Origin of the sequence: Chryseobacterium vietnamense (assembly GCF_031454475.1) — a bacterium.
GTDB classification, from domain to species: domain Bacteria; phylum Bacteroidota; class Bacteroidia; order Flavobacteriales; family Weeksellaceae; genus Chryseobacterium; species Chryseobacterium vietnamense.
Genome location: NZ_JAVDQX010000001.1, coordinates 85,969 through 106,569 on the forward strand (window position 1 = coordinate 85,969; position 20,601 = coordinate 106,569).

Genomic DNA, 20,601 nt, shown 5'->3' on the forward strand with positions numbered 1-20,601 from the left:
GTACATAATTATCTCATGAAAATGGACTTCATAAATCGTGCTTCATGAAAAAATACCAAATTCCGGCCTATATTCAAATGTTTTATTTTCTGTTGACCATCATATGGCCATTTGTACACCTGGAAAGCTTTTTGAAAATCACGGGTCCCAAAACGGATATATGGCTGGTAAAAACGGTCAGCTTACTGCTTTTTCCTTATATTCTTCTTATTGTATATGTACTAAGAATAAAGCAGAGCCCTTTGGTTATTCTCGCCATCATGCTCTGTTGTGCCGGGCTGGCAGGGATTGATCTCTATTATTATCTGAACAATGTGATCAGATGGACTTATATGATCGATTGTATTCTTGAAATACTATTCATTGGTTACTGGATTTTTATACTGAAAATAAGGTCTGAAAATAAATCTGTCCCAAATGAAATGAGGTAATTTAAATTGATTCTTGACGAAATATTGGGTAACTTTAACGTGCACCAAAATAAAAATTATGCATCATCAGCTGGAGAAACATTATGTAAACAGGGTAGGCTGGCTCCGGGCAGCTGTACTGGGAGCTAATGACGGATTGTTATCCACCACAAGTATTGTCATTGGCGTTGCGGCTGCAGAACCGGAACGTCATATCATTATTCTTGCTGCATTAGCAGGAATGATCGCGGGAGCAATGTCTATGGCTGCGGGTGAATATGTTTCTGTAAGCTCTCAGGAGGATACGGAAAAAGCAGATTTGATCCGTGAAAAGCGTGAACTTGAAGAGATGCCGGAAATAGAGCTCAGGGAACTCGCCAAAGTGTATGAAAAAAGAGGCTGTACCAAAGAAACGGCAATGCAGGTTGCCATTGAACTGACAGAACATGATGCACTTGGTGCCCATGCCCGTGATGAACTGGGAATTAATGAAATAACACAGGCTAAACCATTGCAGGCAGCAATGGCCTCATTCTGTTCATTTGCTGTGGGAGCTTTATTACCTTTTACCGTTTCTCTTCTGGCACCACTCAAACAAATGGTGTATTTCCAATATGGTTTTTCAATCATCTTTCTGATGCTTTTAGGAGCAATTTCTGCCAAAGCCGGAGGTTCCGGTATCAAAGTAGCCGTACTGAGAATCTGTTTCTGGGGTACCGTTGCGATGGGAATTACAGCGTTGGTGGGGCATATTTTCGGAGTCAATGTAGCATAAAAATTATTATATCCTTAATATTCAAAGGTTTTACCCTATTTAAACAAAAAATAAGAACACCAGTATTGTTGCCGGTGTTCTTTTATATTTGTGTTGATAGAATTTTGCCTGTAAGGTAAATGGGAATGTTTTACCTGTTTCATTGTAATCCGAAAGATTAGTCGATACGGACTACGTTAATGGTGAAAGGAGCTACAATATTGGTGGTGTTGGGGGTAGATCCAAAAGAAAGTGCCTGAAATGAAAGTACCTGACCCGCATTCATTTTGATCAAAGTAGAATTGGTGCATGAAACAAATGATGGAGCTCCACTGGCTTCGGGTAAAGTGACTTTGGTATTGGTAAACGACTGCTGAATTCCGTTCAGACTGATCTGGGCGTATCCAAGATATCCGTCTCCACCATCTTCTGTTGCTCCTCGTTGAGGATAATTAACAATGAAATCAACCTTATACAATCCTGTAGAAGACGCAATGAAAGTATTTCCTGCCATTTCACTGAGGTTATCAAAAGTTTTTGCCGAAACTGAGGTGTTTACAAAAGTATTGTTCGTCGTAATTGTTACGATCCCTGTGCCTCTTGCAGCACTGATGCTTGCTGAGTTCTTTAGTTGTACCACACCCGTACTGTTGACCGTTAAACTTCCTGAAGTTCCTGAAGCGGCTTGTAATCCTTCCAGTCTTACCGGGTTGGTAGCGTTAATGTGAAGTTTATTCGATGCAGAAGAAGTTCCTATTCCTATATTTCCTGTGGTAGGGTTAATTCTCATTCTCTCGATTAAACCTCCACCGGTAGAGTTTCCGATATAAAAATCTTCTTCCGAACCATTGGTCAATGTTGATCCTGTACGGATTGATCCTAATGCCCAGTTGGCGCCTCCCGAAGCGGGTCCGCTGTTGGTAAACCCAAGTAAAGAATAATTTCCTGTGGCCAGAGCGGAAGTATTTCGTAAAGCCATAATTCCATATTGGTTGGTTCCGGCAGTAGCATCAATTAAATTATATCGGTTTAAGGTTGGAACGGTAGAAACCACATGGAATCTTGCTTCAGGTGAAGCGGTTCCCAATCCGACTCTGTCATTGGCCGCATCCACAGAAAATGTTGCTCCATCCACAGAAAAACCATTGGTAGAGGTTGAAGTAAATGCCAGTGTACTGGCATCTTGCGTTACCACTCTGTTTCCTGAAAGTATTCCATCTGCATTATAAAGGTTGACCGAAAAAGGAACCCATGCTGATCCTGTAAAATAATAATATCCGTTGCTGCTGATATCGGCAACCTGTGATAAACTTGGTGTAGTTCCTGAAGGAGCTGTAGTATCTGTAATATAAACCAGTGCTCCTGTCTGAGCACTTCCATACGTTCCGGCATCTTTAGAAGCCAACTGTTGTTTAGAAACTCTTGGAGGTAAAATACCATCCTTCATAGTTGTGCTTGTATTTCCTGCAACATCCAATGTTGCCTGAGGGGTTACTGTATTAATTCCTACTTGTGCGTATGTGATCGCTGTAGCTGTAAATACTGTAATCAGGGAATAAAGATTTTTGATTTTCATGCTTAGTTGTTTTTAATTTAGGTTATTATGCTTTAATAATTCATTCATACACTCATAGTATTAGTTTAATGGTGTTAAAAAAAAGTGATTGGTGAAAAAATGGAACTCAATGGCACAAATTTATTTTTATTTTAAAAGATATGATTACGTATAAATACTGCATTTTACAAAAAAACACTACCTGGACGTAGAATTTAGGAAAATCAATTTTTTTAGGCGGAGATCAATAAAAATGTGTATATTTGCCCAGCAAAAAAAGAAAATGATTTTATCTAACCTTAAAAAAGCAAAGAAACAGAACTTACGTCGAACGTCGTGAGTCATTTTCCTTTGGTTAGAAACTAAAATATATCAGGAGCTTGTCATCACGACAAGCTCTTTTTTTTTGGAAAATATTTAACAATTATATCTATTATGAAAGTATTAAAATTTGGAGGAACTTCAGTAGGAAGTCCGGAAAGAATCGAACAGTTATTACCCATCATCAGATCTCAGGCAGCAGACAAACATCTGGTTGTTTTATCAGCTGTTTCCGGAACTACCAACGATTTGGTAAAGTTATCAGCGCTGTATGAAAACAAAGATATTGAAGCTGCTTACCAACATATTGATGTACTGTATGAAAAATACAAAAAATTTGTTCATGAATTATTTAAAACGGAAGAAGGTACTTCAGAAGCTTTACTGTTCATTGACAAAATATTTGATCTGTTTTATCAATTTAAAAATAAAAATTTTAATTCCAGTGCGGAACGTGTTATTTTGGCTCAGGGAGAAATTATTTCAACAACGCTCTTCCATTTACATTTAAAAGAAATTGAAATTCCGTCAGTATTATTATCAGCACTTGATTTCATGCTGATTGATGAAGATAAAGAACCCAATATTGATTACATCAGAGAACATGCAGCCCGTAAAATTTCAGAATATCCTGAGGAAACCTTATTTATCACCCAGGGATACATCTGCAGAAATGCTGAAGGTGAAATTGATAATTTACAAAGAGGAGGTTCAGATTATACTGCGTCATTATTAGGAGCGGCACTACAGGTTGAAGAAATCCAGATCTGGACGGATATTGACGGATTCCACAATAATGATCCGAGATATGTTCAAAATACAAAATCCATTGCCAGACTAAGTTTCGATGAAGCTGCTGAATTATCTTATTTTGGTGCTAAAATTCTTCATCCGCAAAGTGTTTTTCCGGCAAGAAAATATAATGTTCCCGTAAGATTGCTGGATACGATGAATTTGAGTGCGTCCGGAACACTGATCTCCGGAGAAGCTACCAATCAGAATCAGATTGTGGCTATTGCAGCAAAAGATCATATTACGGCAATTCGTATTCAGTCTTCAAGAATGTTGATGGCTTACGGATTTTTAAGAAAGGTTTTCGAAGTTTTTGAACGCTACAAAACCCCTATTGACATGATTACCACTTCTGAAGTAGCCGTTTCACTTACCATAGACCAAACCGATTATCTTTCTGAAATTGTGAAAGAACTGGAATCTTTTTCAGCCGTTGAAATTGATAACGAACAGTCTATCGTGTGTATTGTAGGAGACTTCAGGAAAAATAACAACGGATATGCCACTATTGTTTCCGAGGCGGTAAAACATATTCCGATCAGAATGATTTCTTATGGAGGAAGTGAAAATAATATTTCGCTGCTTGTTTCATCTGCGTATAAGATAGAAGCTTTAAGATCCCTTCACAACAGATTGTTTTAAAAAGAACTGCAATCCTTAAATAAGACGACTATACATATGTTATTTCATGTGAATGTTTTATAAACAATGAATCCCAGACTACAGGCTGGGATTTATTATTAATGAAATTAAAGATATAAGCCGTAGTTGAAGATAAGGCTTTGCTTAGAAATGATCAGCAAAAGGGATATTTTTGTATATTTAAAAGTGATTCAAAATATACTGCAAAGCTGGCTTAACACTTACAGATAACCTAAAAGAACGAATAACCATGATACAGCAAGAATTCGCAAACAGAGCAAAAGAGATTTTAGAACCCGATGGGAATGTGATAGGATTAGCTGTTGCAGGTTCCTGGCTTACCGATGAAATAGATGAATTTTCAGACCTTGATCTCATTCTTGTCACCCAAGAAAAAATTTCCCACGATAAGAATCTAATGCTTGATTATGCAAAAAAACTGGGAGATTTCTTGTCAGGGTTTACAGGCGAGCACGTGGGAGAGCCGAGATTGCTGATATGCCTGTATGACAATCCGCTTTTGCATGTGGATATCAAGTTTTTAACCCTTGAAGAATTTCAGAACCGTATTGAAACTCCGGTTCTCCTTATTGACAAAGGTGAGCAGCTTACGAACATTATTCATCACACAGAAGCCAGGTTTCCTTATCCGGATTATCAGTGGATAGAGGACCGTTTTTGGACCTGGATCCATTATGCATTGCTGAAAACTGGACGTGGAGAATATTTTGAAGCATACGACTTTATGGGATTTCTGCGCATGGTTGTGTTTGGACCTTTACTCCACATCAAAAACGGAAATTTACCTCGTGGAGTCAGAAAAGTGGAAACAGCTTTAAAAACTTCAGACCTCGAAAAATTAAAACTTACCATTCCGGATTATAACAGACAATCTTTATTGGAAAGCATGAGAAACGCAGTATCCTTATACAGGCACTTAAGAGCAGAACTTTTTGACAGTAAGGTCAATTTGCAAAACAACACTGAGGAAAAAGTGATGAGGTATTTTGAAGAAATAGAGAACAGGCATTAGTCACATCTTACAATGGAATCAAGAGAAATACCGGACTTGTACCTTCATTACTTTAATTTGTCGCATTTTTACAAAGTGCAGATCGTAGTATAGAAGTAAATTTGCTGCAATATTAAAATCAAAATCAATGCGAAATCTATCACTTTTCATTGCCATGAGTTTAGATGGCTATATAGCAAAACCCAATGATGATCTGAGTTTTCTGAAAATAGTTGAAAAAGAAGGCGAGAATTACGGCTATGCAGACTTTACTGCCGGAATTGATACCATTATTATAGGTAGAAAAACCTATGATTATGTGGTGAGAGAAATTAGCTCATCTCATTATGACAACGGACAGCGGGATGTTTACGTAATCACGAGAACCGCAAGGCCAAAAGAAGGCAGGACGACTTTCTATACCGGAGATATAACAGAATTGGTTAACCGTTTAAAATCCATGGAAGGAAAGAATATTTATTGTGACGGCGGTGCTGAAATAATCAATGAATTGTTGAAACATGATCTGATAGACGAATTTATTATTTCGGTAATTCCTGTATTATTAGGCAGCGGAACAAAACTTTTTAAAGATGGCCGGCCTGAACATGCACTTGAATGTATTACCGCAAAAACATTTGAAACCGGATTGATACAGCTGCAGTATAAGCGAAAAAGATAACATTTTTCTGATGAGACTAAAACCGGTAAAGGATTAAATTTTTAAAAATTTGATATATATTTAAGTCTCTAAATTTTTCCTATGCTTAAAAACTTTGAATTTTACCTGTTCCTGGTTTTCTTAATTACCATGCTGATCATGCTGGCTAATAAGATTAAAGTAGCATATCCGGTTTTACTGGTATTGGCCGGACTTGTCATAAGTTTTATTCCCGGGGTGCCACCTGTTAAAATAGAGCCCGAATTATTATTTATCATCTTCCTGCCTCCATTATTATACGAAGCGGCATGGTCAACCTCATGGAAAGAACTTTGGAGATGGCGCAGGATTATTTTCAGCTTTGCTTTTGTAGTGGTCTTCTTTACCGCACTGTCCGTTGCTGCTTTTGCTAATTATTTTATTCCCGGGTTTTCTCTCGCTCTCGGTTTTTTATTGGGCGGAATTGTTTCTCCACCTGATGCTGTGAGCGCCGGAGCAATTTTAAAATTTGTAAAAGTCCCGAAAAGGCTGGCTTCTATTCTGGAAGGCGAAAGCTTGCTGAACGATGCTTCTTCTTTGATTATTTTCAGGTTTGCCATGATCGCTGCTGCAACCGGGCAGTTTGTCTGGCATGAAGCAGCCGGAAGTTTTGTATGGATGTGCTTAGGAGGCCTGGGAATAGGACTTGTGATTGCATACGTTTTTCTGAAAATCCATAAAATGTTGCCTACCGATTCAAATATAGATATTCTGCTGACTTTTATCGCGCCGTTTTCTATGTATCTGGCGGCAGAACAACTTCATGCATCCGGAGTTCTGGCCGTGGTAACCGGAGGACTGTTTCTTTCTTATCGGAGTCATGATTTTCTAAGCAGTGCATCCCGGATACGTACCGTAACAGTATGGGAAAGTCTTTGCTTTCTGTTGAACGGGATCGTTTTTATGCTTATCGGCTTAGATTTACCGGAAATTGTTTCCGGCTTAGGTGACACTGATATTTATACTGCGATAGGCTATGGAATTGCAGTCACTGTGGTGCTGATTATTGTCCGAATTTTAGCAGGATATGGTGCGTTGATAACAACCTTAATTATGAGGAATTTTATTACCGTTGCCGATCCACAGTCACCGGGCTGGCAAACTCCCCTGATTATTGGATGGACCGGTATGCGGGGTGTAGTTTCCCTGGCAGCAGCTCTTTCCATTCCCATGACTTTAGATGACGGGTCTCCGTTTCCGCAAAGAAATATGATCCTGTTTATCACATTTATTGTAATCCTGTTGACACTGCTTTTACAAGGACTTACGCTTCCTTTTTTACTTAAAAAATTTCCACCGGTAGACCGCGATTTCATAAGAAGTGCGAAAGAGATAGATTACGACATTCAGAACAGTCTGGCAAAAGTAGCCCTTGAAAAAATCCGCAACGACTATGCTGATAAAATAGAAAGCTTTCCGGCGTTGAAGGATCAGTTACAGAAATATGAAAATCAGTTGAGCAGTTCTGAAATTATTTTAAACTACGAAGAATACAGGCATATTTATATTGACATTCTCAACACCCAAAGAAACTGGCTCATCCATAAAAACCGCGAAGAACTTTTACTGGATGAAAATATCATCAGAAAACACCTGCGGCTATTGGATCTGCAGGAGGAAAGATTGAATATGAAAGGCTGATACTGTTTTAAATTACAATTTAGGCTGGGAATAAAAAGAATTTGAGCGCATGGCCAGTACGCAAGAGCCAGAGGGTTCAGTATTAAAACAGCTGTTAAGAATTCTTTTTTTTGTACAATTGGACTAGGGGATTAGTGGGGAAGGCTTGTGGAGTGAATGTAACGTAAATTTTTTCTATAAGATAAAATAGTTGTTGGAATTCTTAAGAATTATAGTTGTTTTATATTATTTGAATATTCAGATGTATTTTTTGTTATTGAGTTTCAGTTTATTATTTGTTTTGATGTATGCTTGATATGCTGATGTTGTATCTTTGATGTAGTGCTTATCTTGTTGTAGCTCTGGTTTGTTTTTAGTTTTGCCATATCGAATTTAGAATGTCGATATTATTAAAATTAAAACAAAAATTTATGAAAAAAAAAGTATTACCAGTGGTGATATTGTTGCTTGCTTTTTGCAAAGTACGTTCACAAGTAGGTATTAATACCACCAGCCCGGCTGCTACTTTTGATATCACTGCCAAAAATGCAACAGGCACTTCTACCAATGTAGATGGTGTTCTGATTACCAGACTGGACCGACAGAGAGCTCAAAGTATGACAGGTGTTGCTGTTTCAACCCTAATTTATGTAAACAGCGTAGCTACCGGAACGCAAGCGGGTACTGCTGTGAATATTGATGCCGTTGGCTATTATTATTATAATGGTTCCGTATGGACAAAGCTGGCCAATCCCGTTAATATCTATAATGCAGATGGTACCCTTACCGGAAACAGAACCGTAACACAGGGAGCCAATACCTTAGCATTCACAGGGACAAAAACCAATGCATTCTCTGTGAACGGAAAAAACTTTTCCGTAGATGCAGCGAACAGCAGAGTCGGAATCGGTACCATAGCTCCTGCTTCTTCCCTGTCTGTGCAAAACAGTTCGGGAGCTACAAACAGTACCATTTCTGCAGGAATTGAAAATTGTGGTGCTGCATGTCTGCAAGGAATAGCAAGAAATATTACGCTTTATAATTTAAACAGCACCGGCGGGCAGTTTGCTGAGCTCGGGTTTATTCCGTCAACATCTGAAACAGGACTTTCCGGAGCCAGCATTACAGGAATTGACCGTGATGCTGCCAACAGCTATGCCGGGTTACAGTTTTCCACCAGAAATGCAACAGACTACGCACCAAGACTAACGATCAAATCCTCAGGAAATGTGGGTATCGGTACAACGAGCCCTACCAATAAACTTCAGATTGAATCTACCACAAGCGGAGCTTTGAAAATCGTAGATGGTACCCAGGGTACAGATAAGGTGTTAACATCCGATGCCAGCGGAGTGGCAACATGGAAAGCTTTGCCGGCAGCACCTGCATCTGCCAATATTTATAACACAGACGGCACTTTAACAGGAAACCGTACCGTTACACAGGGAGCCAATACCCTTGCCTTTACAGGAACACAGACCAATGCATTTTCTGTGAATGGGAAAAATTTTTCTGTAGATGCAGCAAATAGCAGAGTGGGAATCGGTACTATAGCTCCCGCTTCTTCTCTGTCAGTCCAAAACAGTCCGGGAGCTACAACCAATACCATTTCTGCTGGAATTGAAAATTGCGGAGCTCCATGTTCACAAGGAATATCAAGAAATATTACTTTGTATAATTTAAATGGCTCCGGCGGGCAGTTTGCTGAGCTCGGGTTCATTCCGTCAACATCTGAAACAGGACTTTCCGGGGCCAGTATTTCAGGAATTGACCGTGATGCTGCCAACAGCTATGCCGGGTTACAATTTTCCACCAGAAATGCAACAGACTACGCACCAAGACTGACGATCAAATCTTCAGGAAATGTGGGTATTGGTACAACGAGCCCCACCAATAAACTTCAGATTGAATCCACCACAAGCGGAGCTTTGAAAATCGTAGATGGTACCCAGGGTACAGATAAGGTGCTAACATCCGATGCCAGCGGAGTGGCAACATGGAAAGCTTTGCCGGCAGCACCTGCATCTGCCAATATTTATAACACAGACGGCACTTTAACAGGAAACCGTACCGTTACACAGGGAGCCAATACCCTTGCCTTTACAGGAACACAAACCAATGCATTTTCTGTAGACGGGAGCACCTTATCAGTGGATGCTGCCAACGGCCTTGTAGGCCTTGGTACCACAACCCCTGATACGAAACTTACCATCAGTACGCCTGATAGCAGCTTTGGATTAAATCATACCAATGGTACAGTTAATCTGAAAACCTTTATCGGAGGAGGGGCAGCTACCGTGGGAACCACTACTGCTAATGATCTGAGGTTTATGACCAATAACACCCAAAAAATGACTGTTACTTCAAGTGGAAATGTAGGAATAGGCACAACAACACCCAATACTAAGCTGACTGTTAGTACAGCTGATAATAGCTTTGGTGTTACACATACCAATGGTACAGTTAGTCTGGAAACTTATATTGGAGGAGGATCGGGCTACGTGGGAACCACTACTTCAAATACCCTGAATCTGATGACCAATAACAGTCCCAAAATGACCATTACTCCTACAGGAAATGTAGGCGTAGGAACTTTAACGCCAGGGGCCAGATTAGAAGTAAATTCCGGAACCACCAATGCTTCAGGATTGAAGTTTACGAATCTAAACTCGTCTTCACCCACGGGAACGGGACAAGCTATTGGGGTGGATGCGTCAGGTAATGTTATTGCAGTATCTACAACGGCCCAGGTATCAACAACTGAAAATGCAGTTAGTAATGTTCCTGGCTCACCAACCTTTAGTGTGAATGATCTGGGGTATACTCCTGTTCCGGGTACTGTTCAAAATATTACAATACCAGCAGGTGGTAAGGCTTTATTTATTAATTTTATGCTGGGTATCGATTATTACTCGTTACCTTCAGGTGGCGGTACAGGCTTTTATCAGGCTATTCTGTTTATAGATAATGTAGCTACAAATGTTTACCAGACAGTTCAGGAGTCAGGGCCAGGTGCTCAGGCACAGTTCAATTTATCCTCTGTTAAATTTTTAACTGCCGGCAATCACATGCTATACATAGCAATGATCAGACAATATAATAACGGAACTGCGTCCGGAGCAAATATGGCTTGTACTCCGATATCTGTTTCTTTTAACTCAACATATATTAATTAAATTTTACAAGTATTCGTATTATGATCAGTCAGTAAAAATAAACAGTTAATAGAATCTTCAATTACTGATGATGGTACTGAAAAATATAATGTAAAATAAAGATAACCCCTGAAAATAGTTTTCAGGGGTTTTTATCTGAAAAATTCTATATGTCTGATAATAAAAATAAAAGCTCTGACATCTTTTATTTTTTATAGGTTTTTTACCGACATCCGAATTAACCGTTATTCCTCAAGAAACTATAAACCAGAAGCTGGTTTATTCTTGCCTAATAAGCTGAAGTATAATACGTAACATATACTTAGTGGCTTTAAGTTACCTGATAAAACTATTATTCAGCTTTTCTATTTCTGGAAATTATTTAATGGAGTATTATTTATTGAGAAATCTCTTTTCAACCAGGTTGTAAAAAATAGTTGTTACAGGTATGATTAAAATAAAGATCGAAACAAATATAATCCATTGCCGGGTATCATTGGTGAGATCAAAGTTTTTCAATAAATAAAGGTTTGTAATTGCAAGGAGCGGTCCATGTATAAGATATAAGCTATAGGATATTTTTCCTAAAAATTCTAATGGTTTGTTTTCAAGAATAAGGATTGATTTTTCTGTTGTTTTTTTATAAGTAATATTTCTACTTTTTATTGAAGAATCTGGTTAGACTTTGATCATTACAGGGATTCAGAAAACAATCTTGAGCCTATATACTCAATATTAAAATTTGGAATTATGAGGAATCAGTCTTAAGATGTAATATTTAAAATAAAAACCTCTGAAAATCAAATGATTTCAGAGGTTTTTTGTACCCAGGACCGGGATCGAACCGGTACTCCTAAGAACTGGTGTTTGAGACCAGCGCGTCTACCAATTCCGCCACCTGGGCTTGATGTTGATGACAAACCTGATGTTTGTTTCAAATTGGTGTGCAAATATAGGAACTTTTTTCAATGTTCAAAAGCTTTTTGAAGAATTTTTTTAAAAATTAAGTTCCAGACCATCGTAGGCAAGGTGTATTCCGGATGGAAGCTCCTTATCTTCAATATCATGCAGTCCCAGATGATGACTGATGTGGGTTAAAAATAATTTTTTAGGTTTTAGCTCTTCAAATAATTTAATAACATCGGGAAGGATAAAATGAGCAGGATGGGGATCAAATTTTCTGATGCAGTTTAAGATCAGAACGTCCAGATCTTTCAGTTTTTCCTTCTCTGTTTCAGAAATAAAACCGGCATCCGTAATATAGGCAAGCTTCTTAAACTTATAGCCGAATACGGTAATTTTATAGTGAATGACCTCTACAGGAGTGATTTCCGTATCCAATACCTGAAAAGGTTTATTTTCAATTTCATGAAGTTCAAAAGCAGGCGCTCCGGGATATCTTACATCCGCAAAAGCATAAGGAAATCTGTTTTTTATTTCATGAGCCACTCTTGAATAGCAGTAGAGGGGAACATCTTTTCCACTCTTAAAAATCAGTGGCCGCATATCATCCAATCCGATGACGTGGTCATTATGTTCATGGGTAATCAACGCAATGTCTACGGTATGTTCGTGGTTGGTAAGCATTTGCTGCCTGAAATCCGGTCCGCAGTCGATCAGTATTTTTTTATTTTCCTCCGTAGTAATCATCACGGAAGAACGTAAACGTTTGTCTTTGGGATTTTCTGAAGTACACACTTCACATGTACAGCCTATAACGGGTACACCTTGTGAAGTACCGGTTCCTAAAAATTTCAACTTCATTTTGTTTTGAGGTTGGTTTAATTTTGGTAAATTTACAAAAAATTTCATGTCCTAATGTATCAGAAACTAACTCCTAAACAAAAAGCATTAACAATTAATCTAGATCCTACTATTTATGGTACTTTCGCAGAAATTGGAGCAGGGCAGGAGACTGTTCGCCACTTTTTTAGAGCAGGAGGAGCTTCCGGTACGATTGCTAAGGCAATGTCTGCTTATGACAAAGATTTTAGTGATGCCATCTACGGAAAAGAAGTAAAAAACAGGTACGTTACCCAAAACAGGCTTCGCAAAATGCTTCGATATGAAGTAGCTTTGATTGAAGAGAGAATTTCAAGAGATAATAATCCGGATAGAAAATTCTTTTCTTATGCCAATACAGTAACAACTATCAATTTTGATAAAACTGTAAAAGGTCACGGCTGGGTAGGGATCCGTTTTCAGACTAAAGAAAATGAAGATTACAATGAGATCGTTATCCACGTAAAATTCAAAGAAAATGATGCTACCCTTCAGCAGGAAACTTTAGGAAACCTTGGGGTAAACCTTATTTTCGGAGCCTTTCATTATTTTGACAATCCGAGAACTTTAGTAGAATCTCTTTACGATGATATTGCAAAAGATAATCTGGAAATTGATATGATCGACTTCAGCGGACCCGCTTTTGCTTACGTTGATAACAGACTGATGTCTCTTCAGTTGGTAAAGAATGGAATGACTGATGCAGTGATCTTCAATTCTCAGGGAAGTAATATGCTTCCGGCAGATGTTTTGTACAAGAAAAATATTTTCGCGGTAAGAGGAAGTTTCAGACCGGTAACGAAAGTCAACATTGATATGCTTAAAAACGGTATGGATATGTTCTTCAAAGATGCTACCTGTACCCATGAAGAAACAGAAGTCCTTATCGAAATCACTATTTCCAATCTGAGAGCAGACGGAGATATTGATGAAAGAGATTTCCTCGATAGAGTAGACATTCTTGCCAAACTGGGGTATACCGTTATTATTTCAAACTTCTCTGAATATTACAGACTGATTGATTATTTTGCCTCTTACACAAGTGGAGATATCGGAGTAGCGATGGGGGTAAATAATATGTTGATGGTATTCGATGAGAAATATTATAAAAATCTTTCAGGAGGAATTCTTGAAGCATTCGGTAAGTTTTTCAGAAACGGAATGAGAGTATACCTGTATCCTTACAAAGATCCGGAAACTCATCAGCTGTTGGATTCTTCCAACCTGAAGGTAGAAGAAAATCTGAAAGAATTATACAAATATTTCAAACACAACAACCGTATCGTAGATATTACGAATTATAATCCGGAGTTTTTGGAAATTTATTCCAGAGAAATATTGAGAAAAATTGCATGTTGTGTGAAAGGCTGGGAAACTCAGGTTCCGGAAGGCGTCGCAGAAATGATTAAAGAGCGCGGAATGTTCGGATATAAAGAAGAACTTTCCCTAAAACAATTCTCTTAAAAATATAAATACAATGTCAGAATTAAAGAAAAGACTTTCCTCAATTCTTGAAAGTCCCAAACATAATACAGAAGAAAAACTTGAAAAAGTCTGCCACCTGTTGGATCAGGAAATTCCTTACTTCAACTGGACAGGTTTCTATTTCAAAAACGGAGATAAGGATGAATTGATTTTAGGCCCTTATGTGGGAGCACCTACAGATCATACAATTATTCCTTACGGAAAAGGTATCTGTGGTCAGGTTGCAGTTTCTAATGAAACATTTGTAGTTCCTGATGTACATGAAGAAAGCAATTATTTAAGCTGTTCCATTGATACGAAAGCAGAGATTGTAGTTCCGATTTTTAAAGACGGAAAAAACATTGGCCAGATTGATATTGATTCTCACACCATCGATCCTTTCACGAAAGAAGACCGTGAATTGTTAGAATGGCTTTGTAACGAAGTTTCTAAGATTTTGTAATCGAAACTTACTGTAAAAAAATAAAAACTCCGGCTGTATCAGCCGGAGTTTTTTATGGATTGTTGGTAGTAATCACAAACATGATTAAAGGCTCATCTCCCGTATTTTCAATAGAATGATAGCCTATAGAATTGATAGCCGTAATATCACCTTTTTGAAGTACTTTCTTACGTATGGCTCCATCGGTTCCGGTTCTTTCACGGTATTCTCCGTTTCCATGTACCACAACGTACAGTTCCTGTTCATTTCTTTGGTTGTGTGTGTGAAACCCGGATTCATCACCATTGTTCAGTAAAACCATATAGGCGGCCAAACGATTATTGGCAAGTTCTTCCTGATCAAACATCTGTATCATGTATACCGTACCGTTTCCTCCATACATATTTTCGCGTTTGTCTACACGTGTAATGGTTCTTTCTTCTTTTTCAAACGCCATTACATACAGGTGAATATATTTTGAAACCTCCTGTAGTACGTGATCAAATTCTGCTCCTTCAGATAATATAACTGTACCAGACATGTGAATTGAATATTTAAAGTTTAATGTTTAGGGTTTAAAGTGTAAAGATGAGGTGAAAAACTAACTTTGCTGCATTGAATGAATTTCTGTGAGAAGTTCTTTAAAATAATTCTCGCATTTGGCAATATGGGTTCCATACCAGGAAAATGCCTCTCCGTCTACGATCATGATCTTTTTATCAGGATAAAAGGCCTTTAGTTCATCAATATGTTTTTCTTTAAACGGGAAGGGTTCGGACGAAAGCATAATGACATCCGCGTCTGCCAGGTCTTCAGTGGTGATTTGAGGATAACGGATTTTGTCTTTAAAAATATTTTCAAAACCAATTTCAGTTAAAATCCTGTGAATAAAAGTATCGGAACCAATGGTCATATAAGGATTTTTCCAGATAAGATAAGCTGCTTTTATCGGAGTTTCCAGTTTTGCCTGATTCAGGACATCATAAATTTTAAGATTGAAAAGCTGTGCTCTGTCTTCCTTTCCGAAAAGCTTTCCGAGATTTTTAAGCAGATAATAATTGTCCTCAATCGTGTCAATATTGGTTACCATTACCTTATAATCGTCCATCAGAGCTTCTACCTGTTCTTTTACATTTTCTTCCTTATTGGCAAGAATAAGATCGGGTTGTAATGCTTTAATCTTCTCAATATTGATATTCTTAGTTCCTCCGATGACGGCAACATTTTTTATTTTATCCTGAGGATGAATACAGAATTTTGTTCTTCCTACCACTTCATTTTCGGTCAGTCCAAGGTCAAATAAAGCCTCAGTAATAGAAGGTACAAGTGAAACGATTTTCATATTGGCATGTTAGATGATGCCTAAAATTACAAAAGTTTTCCGGTTAAGAAAAGTCCGGCTACGGTAAAATAGATAATAAGTCCGGTCACATCCACTAATGTTGCTACAAACGGAGCAGAAGAAGTAGCAGGGTCAAGATTTAATTTCTTTAAGACAAACGGAATCATAGAGCCTGATAATGTTCCCCACAATACAATGGCAATCAGGGAAACAGAAACACTCAGTCCTACGTATACCCAATATTGTCCGTAATCAAACAAGCCAATCTGCTGCCAAAGCATAATTCTGATAAATCCGATCACTCCTAAAATTGCTCCGAGACATAATCCGGAGATAATTTCTTTTTTCATGACGTACCACCAATCTTTCAGACTGATTTCCTGCAGCGCCATGGCTCGGATAATCAACGTTGCAGCCTGAGATCCGGAATTTCCTCCACTGGAAATAATCAATGGAACAAATAGAGCGAGAACAACTGCTTTTTCAATTTCTTTATCAAAATATCCCATCGCAGAAGCAGTCAGCATTTCCGAAACAAATAAAATAATCAGCCAGGTAGCTCTTTTTTTAATCATTTCTGTCCATGAAGTCTGGATGTAAGGAAGATCCAATGCTTCCAATCCCCCGAACTTCTGGATGTCCTCCGTGTTCTGCTGTTCAATCTGATCGAGAATGTCATCAATAGTCACAATTCCTACCAGAACACCGGCTTCCGTAATAATAGGAAGAGCACCACGGTCATACTTTTCAAAGTAGGTTACCGCATCTTCTTTGGAAGTAGTGGTGGTAATGGCTACAAAATGATTGTCTGTGATATCGGAAACCAGTGTGTCTTCTTCTTCCAGCAGTAAAGTTCCGATGGCAAGGTCATCAATCAGGCGGTTTCTTTCGTCTACCACGTACAGGTAGTTCATGGTTTCCACTCTTTTTCCTACCTTTTTGATCTGCTGAAGACATCTTTTTACGGTCCATTCCTTACGGATCTGGATATAATAAGGGGTCATCAGACGGGCAATCGAATCCGAGTTGTATCCAAGAAGCTTTAAGGCAATCCTTCTTTCCTGGGGGTTAAGATGGTTGATAGAATACTTGATCAGCTCATCCGGGAAATCCTCAAAAAGAGCCGTTCTGTCATCCGGAGTCATGGCATTCAGGATTTCAGAAACTTCATCGCTTCCGATACTTCTGATGGTTTCTTCCTGAAAATCAGGGTCAAGATGAGAAAAAACTTCTGCTTTGTATTCTTTCGGAACCTTCAGGAACGCGAGCAGCCTCTCGTCAGCAGGAAGTTCGCTGAGAGTTTCGGCAATATCGGCAGGGTTGAAGATAAGTTCGTCTCTAGAATTCAAAACGTGAAATTTTTTGGATATGCAAAAATAATTCAAATTTTTAAGACTGAGCAATAAACTGGCAAAATTAAGGATTAATTAAAGTTTATGGCTTCAGGATAAGAGCAAAAAAAACACCCGCCGAAGCGGATGTGTAAAAATTAAATTTTAAATTCCAATATTCTTTACATTGGTTCGCATTCTGAGGTGGGAATGTAGACGCAGACAGCATTTGTACAGCATTGGTATGGTCCGCAATCTGAATTGTCACCACACTTTTTTATTCCACTTCCTTTAATGTTTTTTTGTTCCAGCCTGTTCAGCCTCTTAAGATTTGAATTCTTCATGGTGATCAAATATAGTTAAGATTAAGGCTCTATCGGACAGTCATGATCAAGACATTCTCCATTGCAGCAATATCCCACAGAACATGGTCTTGTTATACTGCATCTGAACGGTGCTAAACCGCCATTAATTTGCCTGGCGGCTTCCCTGCTGAGTTTTTTTAGATTTTTCATAGCGTTATAGTTTAGATTTAATGTCAGACTAAAATAGTGAATATTTCTATATTATTCCTTTGGGGGTGAAAATATTTTATTATCAATCAGTTATTTATTAATGTTTTAAATAAAAACACCCACAAATGCAGGTGTCTGTAATGATCATATATTATTCCAGAGGACATGGATTAACAACACAGGTGTTGTGACAACATGATCCGCCCGGACATTCATAATGCTCTGTACATCTTTTGAAAGGCCCGCTGCCTTTGATTTCCTTTTGTACTTGTCTGCTGAGTTTTTTTAGATTTTTCATGAGTTTGATTTTATGTGGGTTAGTTTAGTTTTTATTCAATACAGATGAAGGGTGAACAGATTCCAAAACAGCACCATCCGACAGCACAAGGATTCGTTTCGCTGCATCTTTCCATGGATCCGCCATTAATTTGTTTCGCTTTTTCCCGACTGAGTTTCTTTAAATTTTTCATGAGATTTTGGTTTTAATGTTAGTCTAAAATAGTAAAAAATATTTAATAAATCATTATTTGGTGAAAATATTTAATTGTTAATCAGTTGTTTATAGTGTTTTTTAAATAAAAAGCACCTGTTCTTAAGAGTGAACAAGTGCTTTATTTAACATGAAAATATTTATAATTCGGGACATGCGTAAGCAATACATACTCTGTGACAGCACGAGCCTCCTGGACATTCAAAATGATATTGACATTTTTGGAGGCGTATGATACTTCCCAGGATTTCTTTCTGGCTTTCTCTGCTCAGTTTTTTTAGATTTGAATTTTTCATAATTATTTAGATTTAAGATAAAACTAAACTAATGAAAACTGTCAAATCACTGGTAGACATGGAGATATACTACAGGTTGAAGTCTATAAATGTATTATGAATGATAAATGATAAATGATAAATGATAAATGATAAATGATAAATTTGTCCGATAAGCCATGAATCTTCCTGACAAAATTCACGATTGACTTGCGAAGCAAAATTGACTATTGATGATAAAAGGCTGTGTGTTTCAACCTTAAACTTAAAACCTTAAACCCTAAAGCTCTGCTTCCGTCGGTTTCAGCTTTCTCAGTTTTTTTATGATTCCTTTGATCGCTCCTTCGGTTCCTATTTTAACAGAGTTGGTGGTAGAACCCAGCAGGCGCATATTTTTGCGGTAGGTATCATGATCGGTTTCGGTGACAAGCGTTCCGTCAGCACCAAAGAGTTTCATACTCACAACCACCTGATTGGAGAAAACATACTTGCCAAATCCTACTTTGAAATATCTCACTTTGGAGACAATAGCAAAATCTGCATCATTGTTCAGACAGTAATCGGCAATAGTTTGTTTGTCTATACTGTCGAAGGGAACCTGAACTTCAGCGCGGAGCATTTTATTTCTTCTGTTACTGAAGTTATCGGTAACGGCATCAAAGAAAGCGTTGTTGGTAGGGTCTTTTATTTCGTCAATATCAGGCTCTACCTCAGGATTGAAGTAAAGAACTTTTTTTATTTTATCATCAGCATTCTTCTGGGCTTTTACCGAAGTAAATCCGATGAATAAAAAAGTAGTAACCGCTGTAAAGAATATAATTTTTTTCATTTGTAATTCGTATGCAAAATTACTGCCTTTTCGTTGGATTGCATACAATTTGTTAAGAAATTTTTAACATTTTTTTCTATCAAATTTGATATATGAAATCAATAATGTTTGCAGAATCAAAAAATAGTCGTAATTTTGCACCCGTTACATAATAATCATTAAACAATATTGGAATGTACTTAACAACAGACAAAAAGCAGGAAATTTTCGCAAAACACGGGAAATCTGCACAAGACACAGGAAGTGCTGAAGGACAAATCGCTCTTTTCACTTTCAGAATCAATCACTTATCTCAACACCTAAAGGCTAACCGTCACGATTTCAACACAGAGAGATCTCTAGTGAAATTGGTAGGTAAGAGAAAAAGTTTATTAGATTACCTTAAAAACAAAGATATCGCAAGATATAGAGCAATTATTGCTGAACTAGGTTTAAGAAAATAATCTATAAAGATTTTCAAAATAAAAAAGCAACTTCGAAAGAGGTTGCTTTTTTGTTTTATATTACAAAGAGTTTTAATAGCAAAAGGTAAATTCCTACGGAATGACAAACTACATGGATAGACCATCGTTACAATTGTGTCATCCCGTAGGAATCCCGCCGCATTAAACCAACAAGAAAAGCATCAACAGAAATTCAATCCTGACCAAAAATATCAACTGAAGGTGCGATAATTCCCCTCCCTTGGAGGGGTGGCGGAAATTCAAAGAATTTTTGACGGGGTGGTTTACAACATCACTACTCAGCCTTCTTCCCAATCTTCCCCAAATGCGTATTCTGAAAGCTATCCGGATACTTCAAACCGTACCCCAGAATTCTGTCAAACGCAGAGTGAGAAAACAAAATAGCTCCGATCATTTGTAAATAAGACAGTGACAAGGCTGTTCCCGCAAAATAAACAATGACAGCTACTCCAAAATGATGGAAGAGATTATAGCAAAAAGCGCCCACTTTTGTATTCACTGTATCCCAGCATAGAAATGTCCGGTGCAAGGAAAAGTCCGGCAAACCACCACCAGGAATATCCGGTCTGTGCAAAGGCATAGATTCCTAACAGTAGAAATGCGGCATATTCAAGCTTTAACTGTATTTTCATAATAATATAGTGTCTGTTGATAAGATAAGTTCTTTTTTCTGATGAAAAGTTACATTTTAGAATTGGAAAAAGGA

20 protein-coding genes, 1 tRNA gene and 1 pseudogene are annotated in these 20,601 nt (G+C 37.9%); 10 read left to right on the forward strand and 12 right to left on the reverse strand.

What is annotated here, in order from left to right:
• Positions 1–44: 44 nt before the first annotated feature.
• Entirely contained in the window at positions 45–431 is a 387-nt protein-coding gene (locus J2786_RS00400; protein WP_047432885.1) for a hypothetical protein, read from the forward strand.
• Positions 432–489: 58 nt separating this feature from the next.
• Positions 490–1,185 (forward strand): VIT1/CCC1 transporter family protein, encoded by a 696-nt coding sequence (locus tag J2786_RS00405; protein WP_047432883.1) that lies wholly within the window; start codon positions 490–492, stop codon positions 1,183–1,185.
• A 157-nt stretch (positions 1,186–1,342) separates the two neighbouring features.
• Here the strand turns inward: J2786_RS00405 and J2786_RS00410 are convergent, their stop codons facing one another.
• The gene (locus J2786_RS00410) at positions 1,343–2,740 is read right to left on the reverse strand and encodes a phage tail-like protein (protein WP_047432880.1); all 1,398 of its coding nucleotides are present in this window, start codon (positions 2,738–2,740) and stop codon (positions 1,343–1,345) included.
• A 414-nt stretch (positions 2,741–3,154) separates the two neighbouring features.
• Here J2786_RS00410 and J2786_RS00415 point away from each other — a divergent pair, with 414 nt between their 5' ends.
• From J2786_RS00415 to J2786_RS00435, 5 genes are all read left to right on the forward strand, one after another.
• On the forward strand, positions 3,155–4,474 hold the full coding sequence (locus J2786_RS00415; protein ID WP_047432876.1) for an aspartate kinase: 1,320 nt from the start codon (positions 3,155–3,157) through the stop codon (positions 4,472–4,474).
• Between the two features lie 250 nt (positions 4,475–4,724).
• On the forward strand, positions 4,725–5,507 hold the full coding sequence (locus J2786_RS00420) for a nucleotidyltransferase domain-containing protein (protein WP_047432874.1): 783 nt from the start codon (positions 4,725–4,727) through the stop codon (positions 5,505–5,507).
• A 127-nt stretch (positions 5,508–5,634) separates the two neighbouring features.
• On the forward strand, positions 5,635–6,168 hold the full coding sequence (locus tag J2786_RS00425) for a dihydrofolate reductase family protein (RefSeq protein ID WP_047432871.1): 534 nt from the start codon (positions 5,635–5,637) through the stop codon (positions 6,166–6,168).
• 81 nt (positions 6,169–6,249) lie between these two features.
• Positions 6,250–7,827, forward strand: coding sequence for a Na+/H+ antiporter (locus J2786_RS00430; protein ID WP_047432868.1), 1,578 nt, complete (start codon positions 6,250–6,252; stop codon positions 7,825–7,827).
• 410 nt (positions 7,828–8,237) lie between these two features.
• Positions 8,238–10,982 (forward strand): beta strand repeat-containing protein, encoded by a 2,745-nt coding sequence (locus tag J2786_RS00435; protein WP_310023592.1) that lies wholly within the window; start codon positions 8,238–8,240, stop codon positions 10,980–10,982.
• A gap of 372 nt (positions 10,983–11,354) precedes the next feature.
• Here the strand turns inward: J2786_RS00435 and J2786_RS23025 are convergent, their stop codons facing one another.
• From J2786_RS23025 to J2786_RS00445, 3 genes are all read right to left on the reverse strand, one after another.
• Positions 11,355–11,627 carry an acyltransferase family protein gene (locus tag J2786_RS23025; protein ID WP_142018041.1) on the reverse strand — a complete coding sequence of 91 codons (273 nt, stop codon included), beginning with the start codon at positions 11,625–11,627 and terminating at the stop codon, positions 11,355–11,357.
• A 158-nt stretch (positions 11,628–11,785) separates the two neighbouring features.
• Positions 11,786–11,865, reverse strand: a tRNA-Leu gene (locus J2786_RS00440).
• 92 nt (positions 11,866–11,957) lie between these two features.
• Complete coding sequence (locus tag J2786_RS00445) at positions 11,958–12,725, reverse strand: MBL fold metallo-hydrolase (RefSeq protein WP_047433369.1); 768 nt, start codon at positions 12,723–12,725, stop codon at positions 11,958–11,960.
• 54 nt (positions 12,726–12,779) lie between these two features.
• Here J2786_RS00445 and J2786_RS00450 point away from each other — a divergent pair, with 54 nt between their 5' ends.
• Positions 12,780–14,207, forward strand: a complete 1,428-nt coding sequence (locus tag J2786_RS00450) for a hypothetical protein (protein ID WP_047432722.1) — start codon at positions 12,780–12,782, stop codon at positions 14,205–14,207.
• 13 nt (positions 14,208–14,220) lie between these two features.
• A complete protein-coding gene (locus J2786_RS00455; RefSeq protein ID WP_034692242.1) occupies positions 14,221–14,670 on the forward strand; it encodes an XrtF-associated fRMsr-like GAF protein in 450 nt (149 codons plus the stop codon).
• A 52-nt stretch (positions 14,671–14,722) separates the two neighbouring features.
• On the opposite strand, the gene J2786_RS00460 is transcribed toward J2786_RS00455, so the two are convergent.
• The 7 genes from J2786_RS00460 to J2786_RS00490 form a co-directional block, all read right to left on the reverse strand.
• Positions 14,723–15,190 (reverse strand): cupin domain-containing protein, encoded by a 468-nt coding sequence (locus J2786_RS00460; protein ID WP_052187015.1) that lies wholly within the window; start codon positions 15,188–15,190, stop codon positions 14,723–14,725.
• Between the two features lie 60 nt (positions 15,191–15,250).
• Complete coding sequence (locus J2786_RS00465; RefSeq protein WP_047432718.1) at positions 15,251–15,991, reverse strand: ABC transporter substrate-binding protein; 741 nt, start codon at positions 15,989–15,991, stop codon at positions 15,251–15,253.
• A 26-nt stretch (positions 15,992–16,017) separates the two neighbouring features.
• Positions 16,018–17,340, reverse strand: coding sequence for a magnesium transporter (gene mgtE / locus J2786_RS00470; protein ID WP_047432715.1), 1,323 nt, complete (start codon positions 17,338–17,340; stop codon positions 16,018–16,020).
• Between the two features lie 347 nt (positions 17,341–17,687).
• Positions 17,688–17,837, reverse strand: a complete 150-nt coding sequence (locus J2786_RS00475; RefSeq protein WP_156121474.1) for a bacteriocin-like protein — start codon at positions 17,835–17,837, stop codon at positions 17,688–17,690.
• 151 nt (positions 17,838–17,988) lie between these two features.
• On the reverse strand, positions 17,989–18,135 hold the full coding sequence (locus tag J2786_RS00480; RefSeq protein ID WP_002980914.1) for a bacteriocin-like protein: 147 nt from the start codon (positions 18,133–18,135) through the stop codon (positions 17,989–17,991).
• 332 nt (positions 18,136–18,467) lie between these two features.
• Positions 18,468–18,623 carry a bacteriocin-like protein gene (locus J2786_RS00485; RefSeq protein ID WP_156121470.1) on the reverse strand — a complete coding sequence of 52 codons (156 nt, stop codon included), beginning with the start codon at positions 18,621–18,623 and terminating at the stop codon, positions 18,468–18,470.
• A 259-nt stretch (positions 18,624–18,882) separates the two neighbouring features.
• The gene (locus J2786_RS00490; protein WP_047432712.1) at positions 18,883–19,431 is read right to left on the reverse strand and encodes a hypothetical protein; all 549 of its coding nucleotides are present in this window, start codon (positions 19,429–19,431) and stop codon (positions 18,883–18,885) included.
• Positions 19,432–19,604: 173 nt separating this feature from the next.
• On the opposite strand from J2786_RS00490, the gene rpsO reads away from it, so the two are divergent.
• Positions 19,605–19,874 carry a 30S ribosomal protein S15 gene (gene rpsO / locus J2786_RS00495; RefSeq protein ID WP_034692246.1) on the forward strand — a complete coding sequence of 90 codons (270 nt, stop codon included), beginning with the start codon at positions 19,605–19,607 and terminating at the stop codon, positions 19,872–19,874.
• A gap of 295 nt (positions 19,875–20,169) precedes the next feature.
• Here the strand turns inward: rpsO and J2786_RS00500 are convergent.
• Positions 20,170–20,527, reverse strand: a pseudogene (locus J2786_RS00500) (DUF4260 domain-containing protein).
• Between the last annotated feature and the right edge of the window lie 74 nt (positions 20,528–20,601).